Origin of the sequence: Vibrio sp. A11, assembly GCF_013048705.1 — a bacterium.
GTDB classification, from domain to species: Bacteria; Pseudomonadota; Gammaproteobacteria; order Enterobacterales; family Vibrionaceae; genus Vibrio; species Vibrio metschnikovii.
Genome location: NZ_VHSI01000014.1, coordinates 1 through 17,101, shown reverse-complemented (window position 1 = coordinate 17,101; position 17,101 = coordinate 1). Strand labels below are relative to the sequence as shown.

32 protein-coding genes and 1 pseudogene are annotated in these 17,101 nt (G+C 45.4%); 3 read left to right on the top strand and 30 right to left on the bottom strand.

What is annotated here, in order from left to right; genetic code table 11:
- Positions 1–228: 228 nt before the first annotated feature.
- Entirely contained in the window at positions 229–681 is a 453-nt protein-coding gene (locus FKQ60_RS13740; protein WP_040903979.1) for a GNAT family N-acetyltransferase, read from the top strand.
- 18 nt (positions 682–699) lie between these two features.
- On the opposite strand, the gene FKQ60_RS13735 is transcribed toward FKQ60_RS13740, so the two are convergent.
- Positions 700–1,326: a LysM-like peptidoglycan-binding domain-containing protein gene (locus FKQ60_RS13735; protein WP_004394552.1), complete on the bottom strand. Its 627-nt coding sequence runs from the start codon at positions 1,324–1,326 to the stop codon at positions 700–702.
- A 230-nt stretch (positions 1,327–1,556) separates the two neighbouring features.
- Between FKQ60_RS13735 and FKQ60_RS13730 the strand changes: the two genes are divergently transcribed.
- Together FKQ60_RS13730 and FKQ60_RS13725 are read left to right on the top strand one after the other, a co-directional pair.
- On the top strand, positions 1,557–2,177 hold the full coding sequence (locus tag FKQ60_RS13730; RefSeq protein WP_072670429.1) for an FKBP-type peptidyl-prolyl cis-trans isomerase: 621 nt from the start codon (positions 1,557–1,559) through the stop codon (positions 2,175–2,177).
- Positions 2,178–2,356: 179 nt separating this feature from the next.
- Positions 2,357–2,848: a DUF2780 domain-containing protein gene (locus FKQ60_RS13725; RefSeq protein WP_154170020.1), complete on the top strand. Its 492-nt coding sequence runs from the start codon at positions 2,357–2,359 to the stop codon at positions 2,846–2,848.
- Between the two features lie 151 nt (positions 2,849–2,999).
- On the opposite strand, the gene rplQ is transcribed toward FKQ60_RS13725, so the two are convergent.
- The 29 genes and pseudogenes from rplQ to FKQ60_RS17815 form a co-directional block, all read right to left on the bottom strand.
- Entirely contained in the window at positions 3,000–3,386 is a 387-nt protein-coding gene (gene rplQ, locus FKQ60_RS13720; RefSeq protein WP_001216361.1) for a 50S ribosomal protein L17, read from the bottom strand.
- Between the two features lie 26 nt (positions 3,387–3,412).
- On the bottom strand, positions 3,413–4,405 hold the full coding sequence (gene rpoA, locus FKQ60_RS13715; protein WP_004394549.1) for a DNA-directed RNA polymerase subunit alpha: 993 nt from the start codon (positions 4,403–4,405) through the stop codon (positions 3,413–3,415).
- Between the two features lie 24 nt (positions 4,406–4,429).
- A complete protein-coding gene (gene rpsD, locus FKQ60_RS13710) occupies positions 4,430–5,050 on the bottom strand; it encodes a 30S ribosomal protein S4 (RefSeq protein ID WP_040903976.1) in 621 nt (206 codons plus the stop codon).
- Positions 5,051–5,077: 27 nt separating this feature from the next.
- On the bottom strand, positions 5,078–5,467 hold the full coding sequence (gene rpsK, locus FKQ60_RS13705) for a 30S ribosomal protein S11 (protein ID WP_001118870.1): 390 nt from the start codon (positions 5,465–5,467) through the stop codon (positions 5,078–5,080).
- A gap of 19 nt (positions 5,468–5,486) precedes the next feature.
- Positions 5,487–5,843: a 30S ribosomal protein S13 gene (gene rpsM / locus FKQ60_RS13700; RefSeq protein ID WP_004394544.1), complete on the bottom strand. Its 357-nt coding sequence runs from the start codon at positions 5,841–5,843 to the stop codon at positions 5,487–5,489.
- 149 nt (positions 5,844–5,992) lie between these two features.
- Positions 5,993–6,106: a 50S ribosomal protein L36 gene (gene rpmJ / locus FKQ60_RS13695; protein WP_000868186.1), complete on the bottom strand. Its 114-nt coding sequence runs from the start codon at positions 6,104–6,106 to the stop codon at positions 5,993–5,995.
- A gap of 38 nt (positions 6,107–6,144) precedes the next feature.
- Entirely contained in the window at positions 6,145–7,479 is a 1,335-nt protein-coding gene (gene secY, locus FKQ60_RS13690; RefSeq protein ID WP_004394541.1) for a preprotein translocase subunit SecY, read from the bottom strand.
- Positions 7,480–7,499: 20 nt separating this feature from the next.
- Positions 7,500–7,934 (bottom strand): 50S ribosomal protein L15, encoded by a 435-nt coding sequence (gene rplO / locus FKQ60_RS13685; protein ID WP_004394540.1) that lies wholly within the window; start codon positions 7,932–7,934, stop codon positions 7,500–7,502.
- 5 nt (positions 7,935–7,939) lie between these two features.
- Positions 7,940–8,116, bottom strand: coding sequence for a 50S ribosomal protein L30 (gene rpmD, locus FKQ60_RS13680; RefSeq protein WP_000201159.1), 177 nt, complete (start codon positions 8,114–8,116; stop codon positions 7,940–7,942).
- A gap of 6 nt (positions 8,117–8,122) precedes the next feature.
- A complete protein-coding gene (gene rpsE / locus FKQ60_RS13675; protein ID WP_004394539.1) occupies positions 8,123–8,626 on the bottom strand; it encodes a 30S ribosomal protein S5 in 504 nt (167 codons plus the stop codon).
- A gap of 14 nt (positions 8,627–8,640) precedes the next feature.
- On the bottom strand, positions 8,641–8,994 hold the full coding sequence (gene rplR / locus FKQ60_RS13670) for a 50S ribosomal protein L18 (protein WP_004394538.1): 354 nt from the start codon (positions 8,992–8,994) through the stop codon (positions 8,641–8,643).
- A 9-nt stretch (positions 8,995–9,003) separates the two neighbouring features.
- Positions 9,004–9,537 carry a 50S ribosomal protein L6 gene (gene rplF / locus FKQ60_RS13665; protein ID WP_004394537.1) on the bottom strand — a complete coding sequence of 178 codons (534 nt, stop codon included), beginning with the start codon at positions 9,535–9,537 and terminating at the stop codon, positions 9,004–9,006.
- Between the two features lie 16 nt (positions 9,538–9,553).
- Positions 9,554–9,946, bottom strand: coding sequence for a 30S ribosomal protein S8 (rpsH, locus tag FKQ60_RS13660; protein WP_004394536.1), 393 nt, complete (start codon positions 9,944–9,946; stop codon positions 9,554–9,556).
- 29 nt (positions 9,947–9,975) lie between these two features.
- Positions 9,976–10,281, bottom strand: a complete 306-nt coding sequence (gene rpsN / locus FKQ60_RS13655; protein WP_004394535.1) for a 30S ribosomal protein S14 — start codon at positions 10,279–10,281, stop codon at positions 9,976–9,978.
- A gap of 17 nt (positions 10,282–10,298) precedes the next feature.
- A complete protein-coding gene (rplE, locus tag FKQ60_RS13650) occupies positions 10,299–10,838 on the bottom strand; it encodes a 50S ribosomal protein L5 (RefSeq protein WP_004394534.1) in 540 nt (179 codons plus the stop codon).
- Positions 10,839–10,860: 22 nt separating this feature from the next.
- Positions 10,861–11,178 carry a 50S ribosomal protein L24 gene (gene rplX / locus FKQ60_RS13645; RefSeq protein WP_004394533.1) on the bottom strand — a complete coding sequence of 106 codons (318 nt, stop codon included), beginning with the start codon at positions 11,176–11,178 and terminating at the stop codon, positions 10,861–10,863.
- A 13-nt stretch (positions 11,179–11,191) separates the two neighbouring features.
- Positions 11,192–11,563, bottom strand: a complete 372-nt coding sequence (rplN, locus tag FKQ60_RS13640) for a 50S ribosomal protein L14 (protein WP_004394532.1) — start codon at positions 11,561–11,563, stop codon at positions 11,192–11,194.
- Between the two features lie 160 nt (positions 11,564–11,723).
- The gene (rpsQ, locus tag FKQ60_RS13635; protein WP_072670433.1) at positions 11,724–11,978 is read right to left on the bottom strand and encodes a 30S ribosomal protein S17; all 255 of its coding nucleotides are present in this window, start codon (positions 11,976–11,978) and stop codon (positions 11,724–11,726) included.
- Positions 11,978–12,169 carry a 50S ribosomal protein L29 gene (gene rpmC / locus FKQ60_RS13630; protein WP_072670434.1) on the bottom strand — a complete coding sequence of 64 codons (192 nt, stop codon included), beginning with the start codon at positions 12,167–12,169 and terminating at the stop codon, positions 11,978–11,980. Before rpmC ends, rpsQ begins: the two co-directional genes overlap by 1 nt.
- On the bottom strand, positions 12,169–12,579 hold the full coding sequence (gene rplP, locus FKQ60_RS13625; RefSeq protein ID WP_004394529.1) for a 50S ribosomal protein L16: 411 nt from the start codon (positions 12,577–12,579) through the stop codon (positions 12,169–12,171). The genes rpmC and rplP overlap by 1 nt, the downstream gene beginning before the upstream one ends.
- Positions 12,580–12,590: 11 nt before the next feature.
- Positions 12,591–13,289: a 30S ribosomal protein S3 gene (rpsC, locus tag FKQ60_RS13620; protein ID WP_004394527.1), complete on the bottom strand. Its 699-nt coding sequence runs from the start codon at positions 13,287–13,289 to the stop codon at positions 12,591–12,593.
- Positions 13,290–13,308: 19 nt separating this feature from the next.
- A complete protein-coding gene (gene rplV, locus FKQ60_RS13615; protein ID WP_004394526.1) occupies positions 13,309–13,641 on the bottom strand; it encodes a 50S ribosomal protein L22 in 333 nt (110 codons plus the stop codon).
- Between the two features lie 10 nt (positions 13,642–13,651).
- Positions 13,652–13,930, bottom strand: a complete 279-nt coding sequence (gene rpsS / locus FKQ60_RS13610) for a 30S ribosomal protein S19 (RefSeq protein ID WP_004394525.1) — start codon at positions 13,928–13,930, stop codon at positions 13,652–13,654.
- 21 nt (positions 13,931–13,951) lie between these two features.
- Positions 13,952–14,776, bottom strand: a complete 825-nt coding sequence (rplB, locus tag FKQ60_RS13605; RefSeq protein WP_004394524.1) for a 50S ribosomal protein L2 — start codon at positions 14,774–14,776, stop codon at positions 13,952–13,954.
- A gap of 16 nt (positions 14,777–14,792) precedes the next feature.
- Entirely contained in the window at positions 14,793–15,095 is a 303-nt protein-coding gene (rplW, locus tag FKQ60_RS13600) for a 50S ribosomal protein L23 (RefSeq protein ID WP_004394523.1), read from the bottom strand.
- Entirely contained in the window at positions 15,092–15,694 is a 603-nt protein-coding gene (gene rplD / locus FKQ60_RS13595; RefSeq protein ID WP_004394521.1) for a 50S ribosomal protein L4, read from the bottom strand. The genes rplW and rplD overlap by 4 nt, the downstream gene beginning before the upstream one ends.
- Positions 15,695–15,710: 16 nt before the next feature.
- The gene (gene rplC, locus FKQ60_RS13590; protein WP_004394520.1) at positions 15,711–16,340 is read right to left on the bottom strand and encodes a 50S ribosomal protein L3; all 630 of its coding nucleotides are present in this window, start codon (positions 16,338–16,340) and stop codon (positions 15,711–15,713) included.
- A 14-nt stretch (positions 16,341–16,354) separates the two neighbouring features.
- Positions 16,355–16,666, bottom strand: coding sequence for a 30S ribosomal protein S10 (gene rpsJ / locus FKQ60_RS13585; RefSeq protein ID WP_001181007.1), 312 nt, complete (start codon positions 16,664–16,666; stop codon positions 16,355–16,357).
- Between the two features lie 347 nt (positions 16,667–17,013).
- Positions 17,014–17,101: pseudogene (locus FKQ60_RS17815) on the bottom strand (RNA-directed DNA polymerase); the annotation flags it as partial.

Below are 17,101 nucleotides of genomic sequence, written 5' to 3'. Positions count from 1 at the left end.
TAATGATCTATACCCAAACAACGTGGAGTTGCAGATGGGCGGCAAGTGAGTTCATCTCCATGAACATAGAAAGACTCTATGATTGGGGTGAACGAACGTAGCCAACACCCCGCAGCTTCAAGTAGAAAGGGGATAGCGGTGAAATTCTTCATCAATATTAACCTTTGTTAATGAATCCTGTTGTTAAGCTTGCTAGAGTCAAGTTTTCATTTTCAAAGGAAGCTCACGATGATCACTTGGCAATGCCTTCCCTTTACGGGTTTAACCACTCAACAATTGTATGAATTACTCAAACTGCGAGTGGATGTGTTTGTCGTCGAACAAGCCTGCGCTTATCCGGAACTCGATGATAAAGATATTCAGTCTGACGTATGGCATTTGTTAGGCTATCAAGATCAATCCTTGATTGCTTATGCAAGACTACTCGCTCCGGGAATCAGCTACCCTTCTGCAAGTATTGGCAGAGTCGCCACCCAACAACAAGCAAGGGGAAACGGCCTTGGACGTCAATTGCTAGATCAAGCATTGGTCGAGTGCCAACATCAATGGCCAGATAAGGACATAGAAATCGGTGCACAGCATTATCTAGAGAATTTTTATCAGAGCTATGGTTTCCAACCAACCTCTGCTGTCTACTTAGAAGATGGTATTCCTCACATCGATATGAAGCTGGTTAAGTAGCGTGTTTATCACTCTCGATTATTGACTGCGCCCAAAACCGCCATCCGATAATCGGAAAAACATCACTGACTGATTATTACGTTCTAACTGTAAAATATCCAGTTGCCCATCTGCGGCTAACTTAAAACGGATCCGTTGCCCTTGCTGTATTTGACTCAAGGGCTTATCACTACCTTCAATTCTCACTAACGCATTAAGATCAGCTAAGGGCAAGTTGTTGCTTCTAAACACCTGTGACAAAGTATCCCCTTGCTTAATAATATATTCTTGCCATACCTTTTCCTGAGGAGTAGCAGAGATTGTCACCGCTGTAGGTTGCTCGACGCTTTGTTCACTTAAACCTTGGGTATTAAGAGCAATCGAGACTCGAGTACTGGCTGGTGCGGGAGTACGAGTTGGAGCATCCTGTTTCGGTGAGGAAGGGAAAAATAACAACAAGATCACAACCGGAATCAAAACCATTAAGCCGCGTTGATGATAAACAGGCAGTTGCCCCCAAAGAAGCTTAAGACGTAACCAGATAGGATACTGAGCCAGCCGCTTAGCATAAGATCGCCAATCAATAGCCGCCCACTGATGCAACCATTGTTGTTTTATTTTCCCCAGAGAATGGGGCTGTTGCTTTTTTCTGTGTCGACGATTCATTTTTATCCGCCCTTCATTGACTTGGTACAGTATAAAAACTCATGCGCTAAGAGTATAGAGCATGACCCTGCTTCAACCAAAGGTTGACACAATCTTGAAGATTAAAGCTTGAAGTCTCGATCTGAATCACACCTTGGCACCTTTATAACATGAATCTTCGTCAAGCATTTCCTCATAGCGCTGAAGCTGGTATTCTGTGGGCTTTCTTTTTGTGACAAAGAGTGACGTGTATGTCTGACGTAAAATTTGAAACCGTAGAACAAAAAGCCAGCTACGGCATTGGTCTACAAATGGGCCAACAACTAGCGGGCAGCGGCCTTGAAGGGCTAAATGTGGATGCCATTGCTGCTGGTATCGCGACAGCGCTTGTCGGTGATATGCCGGCAATTGAAATCGACGAAATTAACCAAGCCTTACAAGCGATGCATATGCGTGCTGAAGAAGCAATGCAAGCGGCCGCTAAAGTCGCTGCTGCAGAAGGTGAAACGTTCCTTAAAGATAATGCTCTACGCTCAGAAGTTACCGTGCTTGACTCAGGCTTACAGTATGAAGTGATCACTCAAGGTTCTGGTGAAATTCCGACGTCTGACAAATCTGTCCGTGTCCATTATCATGGTGAGCTGACGGATGGTACCGTTTTTGATAGTTCAGTTTCTCGTGGCCAGCCTGCAGAGTTCCCTGTAACTGGCGTTATTAAAGGCTGGGTCGAAGCCCTACAATTGATGCCTGTAGGCTCAAAGTGGAAACTGTATATTCCACATGATCTCGCATACGGTGAACGTGGCGCTGGCGCAGCAATTCCACCCTTTGCCGCACTCGTGTTTGAAGTAGAATTGCTCGATATTCTTTAATCATCATTAATACGCTATTCTATTGTTAAGCGGTGCAATGCACCGCTTTTTTTATACGAATTTTCTGAGATTAATCGCCAGAGATGAATCAGTCATCATAGGTTTGCTACACTGTTCAGACACATAACCTCTATTTACGACAAAAAGTGATCAATAGCATTTTAGGAGCCTATCCCCCCATGAACAAAACCTTATTCCGTACACTACTGATCTCAACGTTACTCAGTAGTACACCTAGCATGGCTTTTATCAAAATTGGTGGACAATCAAATCAAGACCTAGCCACATTAGTTGGTAGTGGCTTATTGGAAACCAAGCAACATACCACACTGATTAACCAAGTAAAAAGTCAACTTCCAATCTCAGACCAACAGGCTGGTGGTGGAATAGCAGCATTATTAGCCCTCGCCGAGAATCAATTAGCGGATCAACATCAAACTGAACTTAACGGATTAATCCCTAATCTTGAGCAACTCACTCAATTAGGCTTATCGACAACCGGTTTATCGCCAGCAAGGATGGCTAATCTCAGCGACGTTACTCATGTCTTTAACCAATTAGGTTTGGATGCCAATATGATCGGACAATTTACACCAATTATTATTCAGTATTTAACAAGTCAGGGCGCTGGAAGCAGTTTAGTTGGTGCGTTGCAAGGTCTCTGGAAATAACAATAAGAGAACGGTCCAATATTAAAGGACAAAGAAAATCCAAGCAGAGGATCGGAAGACAAGATTATGTTTCACGTGAGCTATAGATAAGATACCCCGATAGGGTAATAAAAAAGCCGAGCTAATGCTCGGCCTTTTATTCGCGAACTGATTACTCAGCAGCAGCTTCAACAGCTACTTCTGGGCGGTCAACAAGCTCAATGTAAGCCATTGGAGCTTTATCGCCAGCACGGAAACCACACTTAAGAATACGAGTGTAGCCACCTTGACGTGCAGCAAAACGTGGACCTAATTCGTTAAATAGTTTTGCAACAACTTCGTTATCACGAGTACGTGCAAATGCAAGACGACGGTTAGCAACACTGTCAGTCTTAGCTAGTGTAATCAAAGGCTCAACGACGCGACGCAGCTCTTTCGCTTTTGGCAAAGTAGTCTTGATAACTTCATGACGTACTAAAGAGCTAGCCATGTTGCTGAACATCGCTTTGCGATGACTGCTGTTGCGGTTGAGTTGACGACCACTCTTACGATGGCGCATGACCAAATCCTTCTAACTAATATCGATTAATCTTCAGCGATTGACGCTGGCGGCCAGTTTTCTAGGCGCATGCCCAGAGAAAGACCACGTGATGCAAGCACGTCTTTAATCTCAGTAAGAGATTTCTTACCAAGGTTAGGCGTTTTCAGTAGCTCAACCTCAGTGCGCTGTACTAGATCACCGATGTAGTGAATCGCTTCTGCTTTCAAACAGTTAGCAGAGCGAACTGTTAGTTCAAGATCGTCTACAGGACGCAGTAGGATCGGATCGAATTCTGGCTTCTCTTCCTTCTCCTCAGGAACGCGTACATCACGAAGATCTACGAACGCATCCAACTGTTCAGCAAGAATCGTTGCTGCACGGCGGATAGCTTCCTCAGGTTCTAGAGTACCGTTCGTTTCCATATCGATGACGAGTTTGTCTAAGTCTGTACGTTGCTCAACACGAGCAGCATCAACAGAGTAGGCAATTTTGTCTACTGGGCTGAATGTTGCGTCGACAAGCAAACGACCGATTGGACGTTCATCTTCTTCAGTATGAATACGAGCAGAAGCAGGAACATAACCACGTCCACGTTCTACTTTGATACGCATAGCGATCTCAGCGTTGTCATCAGTGAGATGACAAATAACGTGTTCAGGGTTTACGATCTCTACATCACCATCATGGGTGATGTCACCTGCAACCACAGGGCCCGAGCCTGATTTATTTAATGTAATGAACACTTCATCTTTATTTTCGCCTAAGCGAACAGCCAGTCCTTTCAGGTTAAGAAGAATCTCAAGGATATCTTCTTGTACACCTTCTTTGGTACTGTACTCATGAAGTACGCCTTCAATTTCTACCTCTGTTACGGCACAACCCGGCATAGATGATAAAAGAATTCGGCGAAGTGCATTACCAAGAGTATGGCCGAAACCACGCTCTAATGGCTCAAGAGTTACTTTTGCGTGTGTCGTGCTGACCTGTTCGATATCAACAAGACGTGGCTTAAGAAATTCTGTTACAGAACCCTGCATTGTGTCCTCTCTTTAGTTTAAACCTTACTTAGAGTAAAGCTCGACGATCAATTGTTCGTTGATGTCAGCAGATAGGTCTGAACGTTCAGGCTTACGCTTGAATGTACCTTCCATCTGGCTTGCATCTACTTCAATCCAAGTTGGTTTTTCGCGTTGTTCTGCAACTTCTAGAGCTGCTTTAATGCGAGATTGCTTTTTCGCTTTCTCACGGATTGCAACAACGTCGTTAGCCGCAACATTGAAAGAAGGTACGTTTACAACGCTACCGTTTACTAGGATAGCTTTATGGCTAACTAGCTGACGAGCTTCAGCGCGAGTCGCACCAAAACCCATACGGTAAACTACGTTGTCCAAACGGCCTTCAAGAAGCTGAAGTAAGTTTTCACCTGTGTTACCTTTTAGGCGAGCAGCTTCTTTGTAGTAGTTACGGAATTGTTTTTCTAGAACGCCATAGATACGACGAACTTTTTGCTTCTCACGAAGCTGAACGCCATACTCAGATAGACGACCGCGACGAGCGCCGTGTACACCTGGTGCGTTATCAATTTTACACTTGGTATCAATCGCACGAACGCCTGACTTAAGGAACAAGTCAGTACCTTCGCGGCGGCTAAGCTTCAGCTTAGGACCCAAATATCTTGCCATGATCTTTCTCCAATGTTCCCAGAAACGTTAAACGCGACGTTTCTTAGGTGGACGACAACCGTTATGAGGGATTGGTGTCGCATCAACGATGTTTGTGATACGGAAACCAGCAGCATTCAGTGCGCGAACTGTAGATTCACGACCTGGACCTGGACCCTTAACCATAACCTCTAGGTTCTTTAGGCCATATTCTTTAGCCATTTCAGCACAACGTTCAGCAGCAACCTGTGCAGCAAACGGTGTTGATTTACGAGAACCGCGGAAACCTGAACCACCAGCAGTAGCCCAAGCTAATGCGTTACCTTGACGGTCAGTGATGGTTACGATTGTGTTGTTGAAAGATGCGTGGATATGCGCTACGCCATCAGCAACTTGCTTGCGTACACGCTTACGTGCGCGAGTTGGTTGTTTAGCCATTGTACTCTACCCTTCCCGATTATTTCTTGATCGGCTTACGCGGACCCTTGCGGGTGCGAGCGTTGGTTTTAGTACGCTGTCCACGTAGTGGTAGACTGCGACGATGACGAAGACCACGGTAACAACCAAGGTCCATAAGACGCTTGATGTTCATGGAAACTTCACGACGAAGATCACCCTCTACAGTGTATTTAGCTACACCATCACGCAGTTGATCGATCTGCTCTTCAGTTAGTTCACTGATCTTAACACTTTCAGCAATACCCACGTCAGCTAGGATAGCTTTTGAACGGGTTTTACCGATGCCGTAGATTGCAGTTAATGCGATCACAGCATGCTTTTGATCAGGAATGTTAATGCCTGCTATACGGGCCACTATTCACTCCTAGTACTTTCTATAAAAGAATTATCCGCAGCAAAGCCCGTCGAGGATACGCTGCGGGATACTACTTCTTTTGCACGCAAAAGGTAGGCCGAGAAATATACTCGACCACCCTTTAATTTTCAAGTAAAAATTTCTGCTTATTAGCCTTGGCGCTGCTTGTGCTTTGGCTCACTGCAAATCACGCGAACGACACCGTTACGCTTGATAACTTTACAGTTACGGCAGATTTTTTTAACGGAAGCACGAACTTTCATTGCTAAACTCCGTAAATCTAACTTAAATGGCGACCGTATTAGCGGCCATAGCCTTTTAAATTTGCCTTTTTCAACACAGAGTCATATTGATTTGACATCAAATGAGTCTGTACCTGTGCCATAAAGTCCATAATAACCACTACTACAATCAGTAATGATGTACCGCCGAAGTAGAAACGTACGTTCCACGCGACCATCATGAACTCAGGGATCAGACAGATAAAGGTAATGTATAACGCACCGGCTAGGGTTAAACGAGTCATTACTTTATCAATGTATCTTGCTGTCTGTTCGCCTGGGCGGATACCGGGTACGAATGCACCTGACTTCTTCAGGTTATCAGCTGTTTCACGTGGGTTGAAAACCAACGCCGTATAAAAGAAACAGAAGAAAATAATCGCTGCGGCATAAAGCATTACATACAATGGTTGACCAGGGCTAAGCGCTAATGATACGTCGGTTAACCAACCGAACCATTGGCTCTCACCATTTTGACCAAACCACTGAGCGAGTGTTCCTGGGAACAAAATAATGCTTGATGCAAAAATTGCAGGTATAACACCAGCCATATTGATTTTTAATGGCAAGTGAGTACTTTGCGCTGCAAAAACTTTACGACCTTGTTGACGTTTTGCGTAGTTAACAACGATACGACGTTGACCACGCTCCATGAAAACAACAAAGTAGATAACAGCAAAAGCTAATACCGCAATCAACAACAGAAGAAGCACATGCAGTTCACCTTGACGCGCTTGCTCGATAGTATGTCCTATTGCCGATGGCAATCCAGCAACAATACCTGCAAATATAAGAATGGAGATACCATTCCCAATCCCTCGCTCTGTAATCTGTTCACCTAACCACATCAAGAACATGGTACCGGTTACTAAACTCACGGTCGCAATCAGGGTAAACATGGTTTGGTCAATAACAACCAGATTGTTGACCATGTTTGGTAGGCCTGTTGCAATACCTATCGCTTGGAATGTTGCAAGTACAAGCGTGCCGTAGCGTGTATATTGGCTTATCTTACGACGGCCTGCTTCACCCTCTTTTTTGAGCTCGGCTAACGCTGGATGAACTACAGTTAGCAACTGGACAACAATTGACGCCGAAATATACGGCATGATGCCCAGTGCTAATATAGATGCACGCTCAAGAGCACCACCAGAGAACATGTTAAACATTTCTATGATGGTACCTTTTTGCTGTTCGAACAAATCGGCAAGTACAGCAGCGTCAATACCAGGAATCGGCACAAAAGAGCCCGCTCGGAATACTAAAAGTGCACCAATTACGAATAATAAGCGCGACTTTAACTCACCTAAGCCGCTCTGAGCACTACGAAAATCTTGTCCTGGTTTCTTAGCCATCTGTACCTCAATCCTCGAGATTATTCCTCGATTTTACCGCCTGCAGCTTCGATTGCAGCTTTAGCGCCTTTAGTCACGCGTAGACCTTTAACAGTCACTGCTTTATTGATCTCGCCAGAAAGAACAACTTTAACGAATTCAATATTCTTCGTTACAAGGTTTGCTGCTTTCAAGCTGTTTAGATCAATAACATCACCCGTTACTTTCGCTAGCTCAGCTAGACGAATTTCAGCAGTCACAAGGCTCTTACGAGAAGTGAAACCGAATTTAGGTAGACGTTGTTTCAGAGGCATCTGACCGCCTTCAAAACCTGGACGAACACCGCCACCAGAACGTGACTTTTGACCTTTGTGACCACGGCCACCAGTTTTACCAAGGCCAGAACCGATACCACGACCTAAACGCTTCTTAGAAGGCTTAGAACCCGCAGCCGGCGATAGAGTATTCAAATGCATTCTGATTACTCCTCAACTTTAACCATGTAGTAAACCTTGTTGATCATACCGCGTACACACGGTGTATCTTCAAGTTCTACTGTATGGTTGATTTTACGAAGACCTAAACCGCGCAAAGTAGCTTTATGCTTTGGTAGGCGACCAATTGAGCTTTTAGTTTGAGTTACTTTAATCGTTGCCATGTGTTCTTACTCCGAAATCGCTTCAACAGTTAGACCACGTTTAGCTGCAACCATTTCTGGTGACTTAACATCTACTAGAGCATCGATCGTAGCACGAACGATGTTGATAGGGTTCGTAGAACCGTATGCTTTAGATAGAACGTTATGTACACCGGCAACTTCAAGTACAGCACGCATCGCACCACCGGCGATAACACCTGTACCTTCTGCAGCTGGCTGCATGTAAACTTTAGAGCCCGAGTGGCGACCTTTCACTGGATGGTGAAGAGTGCCTTCGTTAAGTGCGATAGTAAACATGTTACGACGCGCTTTTTCCATTGCTTTTTGAATCGCTGCAGGTACTTCACGTGCTTTGCCGTAACCGAAACCTACACGACCATTACCGTCACCAACAACTGTTAGTGCAGTGAAGCTCATGATTCGACCACCTTTAACCGTTTTAGAAACACGGTTAACTGCGATTAATTTTTCTTGCAAATCATTCGCTTGAACTTGTTGTTCTTTAGCCATCTTCCAACCCTACCTTAGAATTTCAGACCAGCTTCGCGAGCAGATTCTGCTAGCGCGGCTACTCGACCGTGGTATTGGAAACCAGAACGATCAAACGCAACTGACGATACGCCTTTTTCAAGCGCACGCTCAGCAACAGTTTTACCTACTGCTTTTGCTGCATCGATGTTACCAGTATTCTTCACTTGCTCACGGATCGCTTTTTCTACAGTAGAAGCTGCGGCGATAACCTCAGAGCCATTAGCTGCAATCACTTGAGCGTACACGTGACGAGGAGTACGGTGTACTACTAGGCGAGTTGCACCCAGTTCTGCAATCTTACGACGTGCGCGTGTAGCACGACGGATGCGAGATGCTTTCTTATCCATAGTGTTACCTTACTTCTTCTTAGCTTCTTTAGTACGCACATTTTCATCTGCGTAACGAATACCTTTACCTTTATAAGGCTCAGGCGCGCGGTAAGAACGAATGTCAGCCGCAACTTGACCAACTTCTTGCTTATCACAACCAGTTAGGACAATTTCAGTTTGGCTTGGACATTCGGCTTTAACACCCGCTGGCAACTCGTGCTCAACTGGGTGAGAGAAGCCTAGAGTTAGACCTACAGCGTTGCCTTTCATAGCAGCACGGTAACCTACACCCTTAAGAACGAGCTTCTTAGTAAAGCCTTCAGTAACACCAACAACCATATTGTTCACTAGAGCACGAGCAGTACCTGCTTGAGCCCAAGCGTTTGCGATTCCCTCACGAGGACCGAACGTTAGGTTGTTTTCTTCCTGTGCGATCACGACGCCAGTATGAACTACACGAGATAGTTCACCTTTAGGACCTTTAACCGTGATCTCTTGGCCGTTTAGTTTCACCTCTACGCCAGCTGGAATAGCGACAGGTGCTTTAGCAACACGAGACATGTTCTACTCCTATTTATTAAGCTACGTAGCAAATGATTTCACCGCCAAGACCTGCTTTACGTGCAGCGCGGTCTGACATGAGACCCTTGGAAGTGGAAACAACAGCAACACCAAGACCGCCCATCACTGATGGTAGTTCGTCTTTCTTCTTATAAACACGAAGACCTGGACGAGACACGCGCTTGATTTGCTCGATTACTGGTTTAGCTTGGAAGTACTTAAGAGTAACTTCTAGCTCAGGTTTTGCTTCGCCTTCAACAGCGAAGTCTGCGATATAACCTTCAGCTTTAAGTAGTGCAGCAATTGCAACTTTAAGCTTTGAAGAAGGCATTTTAACAGCAACTTTGTTTGCTGCCTGACCGTTACGAATACGGGTCAGCATATCCGAAATCGGATCTTGCATGCTCATAAACTTTACTCCAAATGATTAAGTGGCAATTACCAGCTGGCCTTACGAAGTCCAGGAATCTCGCCTTTCATGCAAGCTTCACGAACTTTAATACGGCTCAGACCGAATTTACGTAGGAAACCGTGTGGACGACCAGTTTGGTTGCAACGGTTGCGCTTACGTGATGCACTCGAATCACGTGGAAGTGATTGCAGTTTAAGAACTGCATTCCAACGATCTTCTTCAGATGCGTTTACATCGCTGATGATAGCTTTAAGTGTTGCACGCTTTTCTGCGTACTGAACTACTAGCTTGGCACGTTTTACTTCACGTGCTTTCATTGATTGTTTAGCCATAACAGTAACCCTTCACCTTACTTACGGAATGGGAAGTTAAAGGCAGCCAGCAGAGCACGGCCTTCCTCATCGGTACCAGCAGACGTCGTGATAGTGATATCAAGACCGCGTACACGATCGACTTTATCGTAGTCGATTTCCGGAAAGATGATTTGCTCGCGAACGCCCATGCTGTAGTTACCGCGTCCGTCAAAAGACTTAGCGCTAACACCACGGAAATCTCGTACACGTGGTAGAGCGATAAAAATCAAACGCTCTAAGAAATCCCACATGCGCTCGCCACGCAAGGTTACTTTACAACCAATTGGGTAGCCTTCACGGATTTTGAAACCAGCTACAGATTTGCGAGCTTTAGTGATAAGTGGCTTTTGACCAGAGATGGTCGCCATATCAGAAGCTGCGTTTTCTAGTAGTTTCTTATCGTTGATTGCTTCACCAACGCCCATATTGAGGGTGATTTTCTCAATTCTAGGGACTTGCATGACGCTTGTGTAACCGAACTGTTTGGCCAGTTCAGCGACTACAGACGACTTGTAGTAATCATGCAGTTTCGCCATAGTAGAACTCCAAATTACTCTATTAGTTAGAAACGATTTCGTTGTTAGACTTAAAGAAACGAACTTTCTTACCATCTTCGAAACGGAAACCGATACGGTCCGCTTTACCGGTTGCTGCATTAAAGATCGCAATGTTAGATGCATCAATCGCTGCTTCTTGCTCTACGATACCACCTTGGATACCAAGCGCAGGAACTGGCTTTTGATGTTTCTTAACTAGATTGATACCTTCAACGATAACTTTACCAGTTGTTAGAACCTTAGTTACTTTACCTTTCTTGCCTTTGTCTTTCCCAGCAAGAACGATCACTTCGTCATTACGACGGATTTTAGCTGCCATTTTTTGCCGCTCCTTACAGAACTTCAGGTGCTAGTGACACAATCTTCATGAATTTCGCGTTACGAAGCTCACGAGTCACTGGACCAAAGATACGTGTACCGATTGGTTGCTCGGTATTGTTGTTTAGCAATACGCAAGCATTACGGTCGAAGCGAATGACAGAACCGTCTGGACGACGTACGCCTTTACGGGTGCGAACTACCACCGCCTTCAATACATCACCTTTTTTCACTTTACCGCGAGGAATTGCTTCTTTCACAGTAACTTTGATGATGTCGCCAACATGGGCGTAACGACGGTGAGAGCCACCCAGAACCTTAATACACATTACGCTGCGAGCGCCTGAGTTATCAGCTGCGTCCAGCATACTTTGCATTTGGATCATGTTAGTGCTCCGCTAAATATTAAAAAAACTAGACCCATCTCGGGTCGGGCTGCCTCTTTAAAGGGACGCGAATTGTACCACCCTTTTTTGTGATTGGGTAGTCAAAAAACAAGCGGCCCCAAAAATAATCGGGGCCGCTGTATTCGCATTAAAAGCTCAATTAAATTTTCGCTTTTTCTACTACTTTTACCAAAGTCCAAGACTTAGTCTTAGACAATGGACGACACTCACGGATTTCAACGGTATCGCCTGCGCCACACTCGTTGTTTTCATCATGTGCGTGTACTTTAGTCGTGCGACGAACGAATTTACCGTAAATTGGGTGCTTCACGAAACGTTCGATAGCAACAACGATAGATTTGTCCATCTTGTCACTGATAACACGACCTTGTTGGGTACGAATTTTATCGCTCATTATGCGCCTGCCTTCTCAGTCAAAACAGTTTTCACACGTGCGATATCACGACGGACAGCTTTCAGAGTATGAGTTTGCTGAAGTTGACCAGTCGCCGCTTGCATGCGCAAGTTGAACTGCTCTTTCAATAAACCTAGTAGCTCTGCATTAAGCTCTTCAACGTTTTTCTCGCGTAGATCTTGTGCTTTCATCACATCACCTGCTTAGTTACAAATGTAGTCTTGAATGGCAGTTTACGTGCCGCTAGGCGGAACGCTTCACGAGCCAATTCTTCAGGTACACCATCAACTTCGTACATCACCTTGCCAGGTTGGATTTGGGCTACCCAGTACTCAACGTTACCTTTACCCTTACCTTGACGAACTTCAAGTGGTTTTTCTGTGATTGGTTTGTCTGGGAAAACACGGATCCAGATTTTACCTTGACGCTTAATGTGACGTGTCATAGCACGACGTGCCGCTTCGATTTGACGAGCAGTTAGACGACCACGGCCTACAGCTTTCAAACCAAAGGTGCCGAAGCTTACTTCAGTACCTTTTGCTAGACCACGGTTACGACCTGTATGAACCTTACGGAACTTGGTACGTTTAGGTTGTAGCATCTGTCGACTCCTTACTTACGGCCTTTGCGCTGCTTCTTAGGCTTGTCAGCCTTTGGCTCTACTGCGTTAGCAGCTGGCATACCGCCTAGGATTTCACCTTTGAAGATCCAGACTTTAACACCAATCACACCATAGGTAGTGTGAGCCGAAGAAGTTGCGTAATCAATGTCAGCACGTAGAGTGTGTAGAGGCACACGGCCTTCACGATACCACTCAGAACGTGCAATTTCAGCGCCGCCTAAACGGCCACTTACTTCCACTTTGATACCTTTAGCGCCTAGACGCATAGCGTTTTGTACCGCGCGCTTCATAGCACGACGGAACATAACACGACGCTCTAGTTGAGACGCGATGCTATCAGCCACTAGCTGACCGTCTAGCTCAGGTTTACGTACCTCAGAAATATTAATCTGAGCTGGTACACCTGCAATCTTCGCTACTGCTGCGCGTAGCTTCTCAACGTCTTCACCTTTCTTACCGATAACAACGCCTGGGCGAGCAGTGTGAATAGTCACACGGATGCTCTTAGCAGGACGCTCGATAACGATGCGTGATAGAGACGCTTTTGCCAATTCCTTAGTGAGGTATTGACGTACCTTGAAGTCGCCGTCTAGGTTGTCAGCGAAATCTTTGGTATTAGCAAACCATGTAGCATTCCAAGGCTTAACGATGCCTAGACGAATACCATTAGGATGTACTTTCTGACCCATTGCTTACTCTCCTAGTCTTTTAGCGGTCTGCGACAACAATAGTGATGTGGCTTGAACGCTTCAAGATACGATCCGCACGACCTTTTGCACGAGGCATAATACGCTTCATGGTTGGGCCCTCATCTACGAAGATTTTAGCGACACGTAGGTCGTCAATGTCAGCACCTTCGTTGTGCTCCGCGTTAGCGATTGCTGACTCTAGAACTTTCTTAATAAGTTCAGCCGCTTTTTTGTTGCTGAACGTTAACGTTTCTAGAGCTTGGTCAACTGACTTACCACGAATTTGATCTGCAACTAAGCGAGCTTTCTGAGGCGAAATGCGAGCAAAGTTATGTTTAGCGAATGCTTCCATCATCTACTCCTTAACGCTTCTTAGCTTTCTTATCCGCAGCATGGCCGCGGTAAGTGCGAGTTGGGGCAAATTCACCCAGTTTGTGACCGATCATCTCGTCAGTTACAAAAACTGGAACGTGTTGACGACCATTATGGACAGCGATGGTCAAACCGATCATTGTTGGAATGATCATTGAACGACGGGACCAAGTCTTAATAGGCTTTTTGTCTCCGCTTTCCACCGCTTTCTCTACCTTCTTCAGCAAGTGTAGGTCAATAAATGGACCTTTCTTGAGAGAACGTGGCATGGCGATTCCTCTTTAAATAGATTACTTATTACGACGACGTACGATGTACTTGTCAGTGCGTTTGTTGCTACGAGTTTTGTAGCCTTTCGTTGGTACGCCCCATGGAGATACAGGATGACGACCACCAGAAGTACGGCCTTCACCACCACCATGTGGGTGATCAACAGGGTTCATTACTACACCACGTACGGTTGGACGTACGCCGCGCCAGCGTGAAGCACCCGCTTTACCAAGCTCACGTAGCATGTGCTCAGAGTTACCAACTTCACCGATTGTTGCACGGCCTTCAGAAAGTACTTTGCGCATTTCGCCAGAACGTAGACGGATAGTAACGTATGCACCGTCGCGAGCGACAAGTTGAGCATACGCACCAGCAGAACGAGCTAGCTGTGCACCTTTACCCGGAGTTAACTCAACGTTATGAATCGTTGAACCAACAGGGATGTTGCGCAATGGCAGGGTGTTACCTGCTTTGATTGGCGCATCAACACCAGACTGGATAGTATCACCAGCTTGGAGGCCTTTAGGTGCAATAATGTAACGACGTTCACCATCTGCGTATAATACGAGAGCGATGTTTGCGCTACGGTTTGGATCGTATTCTAGACGTTCAACTTTCGCTGGGATACCGTCTTTAGTACGTTTGAAGTCAATCAAACGATAGTGTTGTTTATGACCACCACCGATATGACGTACTGTGATACGACCGTTGTTGTTACGACCACCATTCTTAGAGTTTTTCTCTAGAAGAGGTGCGTATGGCTTACCCTTGTGGAGGTCAGCGTTAACAACTTTAACAACGTGACGACGACCAGGGGAAGTCGGCTTACATTTAACAATAGCCATTATTCAACTACTCCTGTTATTCCGCGCCGCCAACAAAGTCAAGATCTTGACCTTCTTTCAAAGTCACATACGCTTTTTTAACGTCGCTGCGGCGACCTTGGCGTAGACCTTGACGTTTGGTCTTACCCTTAAGAATAAGAGTATTTACAGACTTAACTTCAACTTCAAATAGCTTTTCTACAGCTGCTTTGATCTCTTTCTTAGTTGCATCTTTTGCTACTTTGAAAACGATCGTGTTCGCTTTTTCAGCAGCCATAGTGGCTTTTTCAGAGATGTGCGGTGCACGTAGAACTTTTAGTAGACGCTCTTCACGGATCATGCCAGCATCTCCTCAACTTGCTTAACTGCAGCAGCAGTCATTAGAACCTTGTCAAATGCGATTAGGCTCACTGGATCAATACCAGTTACATCACGCACGTCAACTTTGTACAGGTTACGAGCAGCTAAGAATAGATTCTCGTCTACTTCGCCAGTCACGATAAGAACATCGTTCAGCTCAAGTTCTTTCAACTTAGCCGCTAGCTCTTTCGTTTTTGGTGCTTCAACCGAGAAGTTATCAACAACGATTAAACGCTCTTGACGAACTAACTCAGAAAGAATGCTTTTCATAGCGCCGCGGTACATTTTTTTGTTTACTTTAACGCTGTGATCTTGTGGTTTCGCAGCAAAAGTAACACCACCTGTACGCCAGATTGGGCTACGGATTGTACCAGCACGTGCACGGCCAGTACCTTTTTGACGCCATGGCTTAGCGCCACCGCCAGAAACTTCTGAACGTGTCTTTTGAGCACGAGTACCTTGACGAGCACCTGCTGCATACGCAACAACTACTTGATGTACAAGAGCTTCGTTGAACTCACGTCCGAAAGTAGTTTCGGAAACAGTTAGTGCGTTAGCACCTTTAACCATCAATTCCATTACTTACTCCTAGACGTTATGCTTTAATAGCTGGTTTGACGATCACGTTAGCGCCAGTTGCACCTGGGACTGCACCTTTAATAAGAAGCAGATTGCGCTCAGCGTCAACACGTACGATCTCTAGGTTTTGAGTCGTTACACGCTCAGCACCCATGTGACCTGCCATTTTTTTGCCTTTAAATACGCGACCTGGAGTTTGACATTGGCCAATTGAACCAGGAGCACGGTGAGACAAAGAGTTACCGTGAGTCATATCTTGAGTACGGAAGTTCCAGCGCTTAACAGCACCTTGGAAGCCTTTACCTTTCGATGTACCAGTAACGTCTACTTTCTTAATTTCGTTGAACAGTTCAACAGTCAGTTCAGCACCAACTTCGAACTCTTCGCCGTTTTCTAAACGGAATTCCCAAAGACCGCGACCAGCTTCTACACCTGCTTTCGCAAAGTGACCAGCTTCTGGCTTAGTTACGCGGTTAGCTTTCTTAGTTCCAGCTGTTACTTGAATAGCAGCATAGCCGTCAGTCTCAAGAGTTTTCACTTGAGAAACACGGTTCGCTTCAACCTCAACAACAGTTACTGGGATAGAAACGCCTTCTTCAGTAAATACGCGGGTCATACCCACTTTACGTCCGACTAGACCAATCATTCTTCTAATCTCCCTTAACCTAGGCTGATTTGAACATCAACACCAGCAGCAAGATCAAGACGCATAAGTGCATCAACAGTCTTGTCAGTTGGTTCAACGATGTCGATCAGACGCTTGTGAGTACGAATTTCGTACTGGTCACGTGCATCTTTGTTTACGTGTGGAGAGATAAGAACAGTGAAACGCTCTTTACGAGTAGGCAGTGGAATTGGACCACGAACCTGTGCGCCGGTACGCTTAGCTGTTTCAACGATTTCCGCTGTAGAAGCATCGATTAGTTTGTAATCGAAAGCTTTAAGGCGGATACGGATGCGTTGGTTCTGCATGAGACAGAGCTCCAATAAGTAAAAATTACACAAACAATATCGCCATTCGAACCTGCCATGGCGGGTGAATGTCGATTGATTTATGTGAAACCGTAGTACCCCGATTGGGCACATTGTCAGCTAATTAAATTAACTAAAGCTAATCCTATTAACTGCGAACATAAGCTGAGTATACGTTACCTCACCTGTGTTGCCACAAGCTTGCTCCTCGCTGCTCATTGGTTCACAACTGGCTTAACCAGTGGGGGTGCATTATACAGATCACAGATTGACTTGCAAGGGGGTGTTGGAAAAATAAACGAATGAGGCGAAATCGAGTAGGAGGCGGGATCACTCCCGCCGTCCTCTCACACCACCGTACAAGCGTGGATCGCATACGGCGGTTCCGAATAGATTTTCAATGTTTCATACCCTTCCAACAATGAGTATAACCCC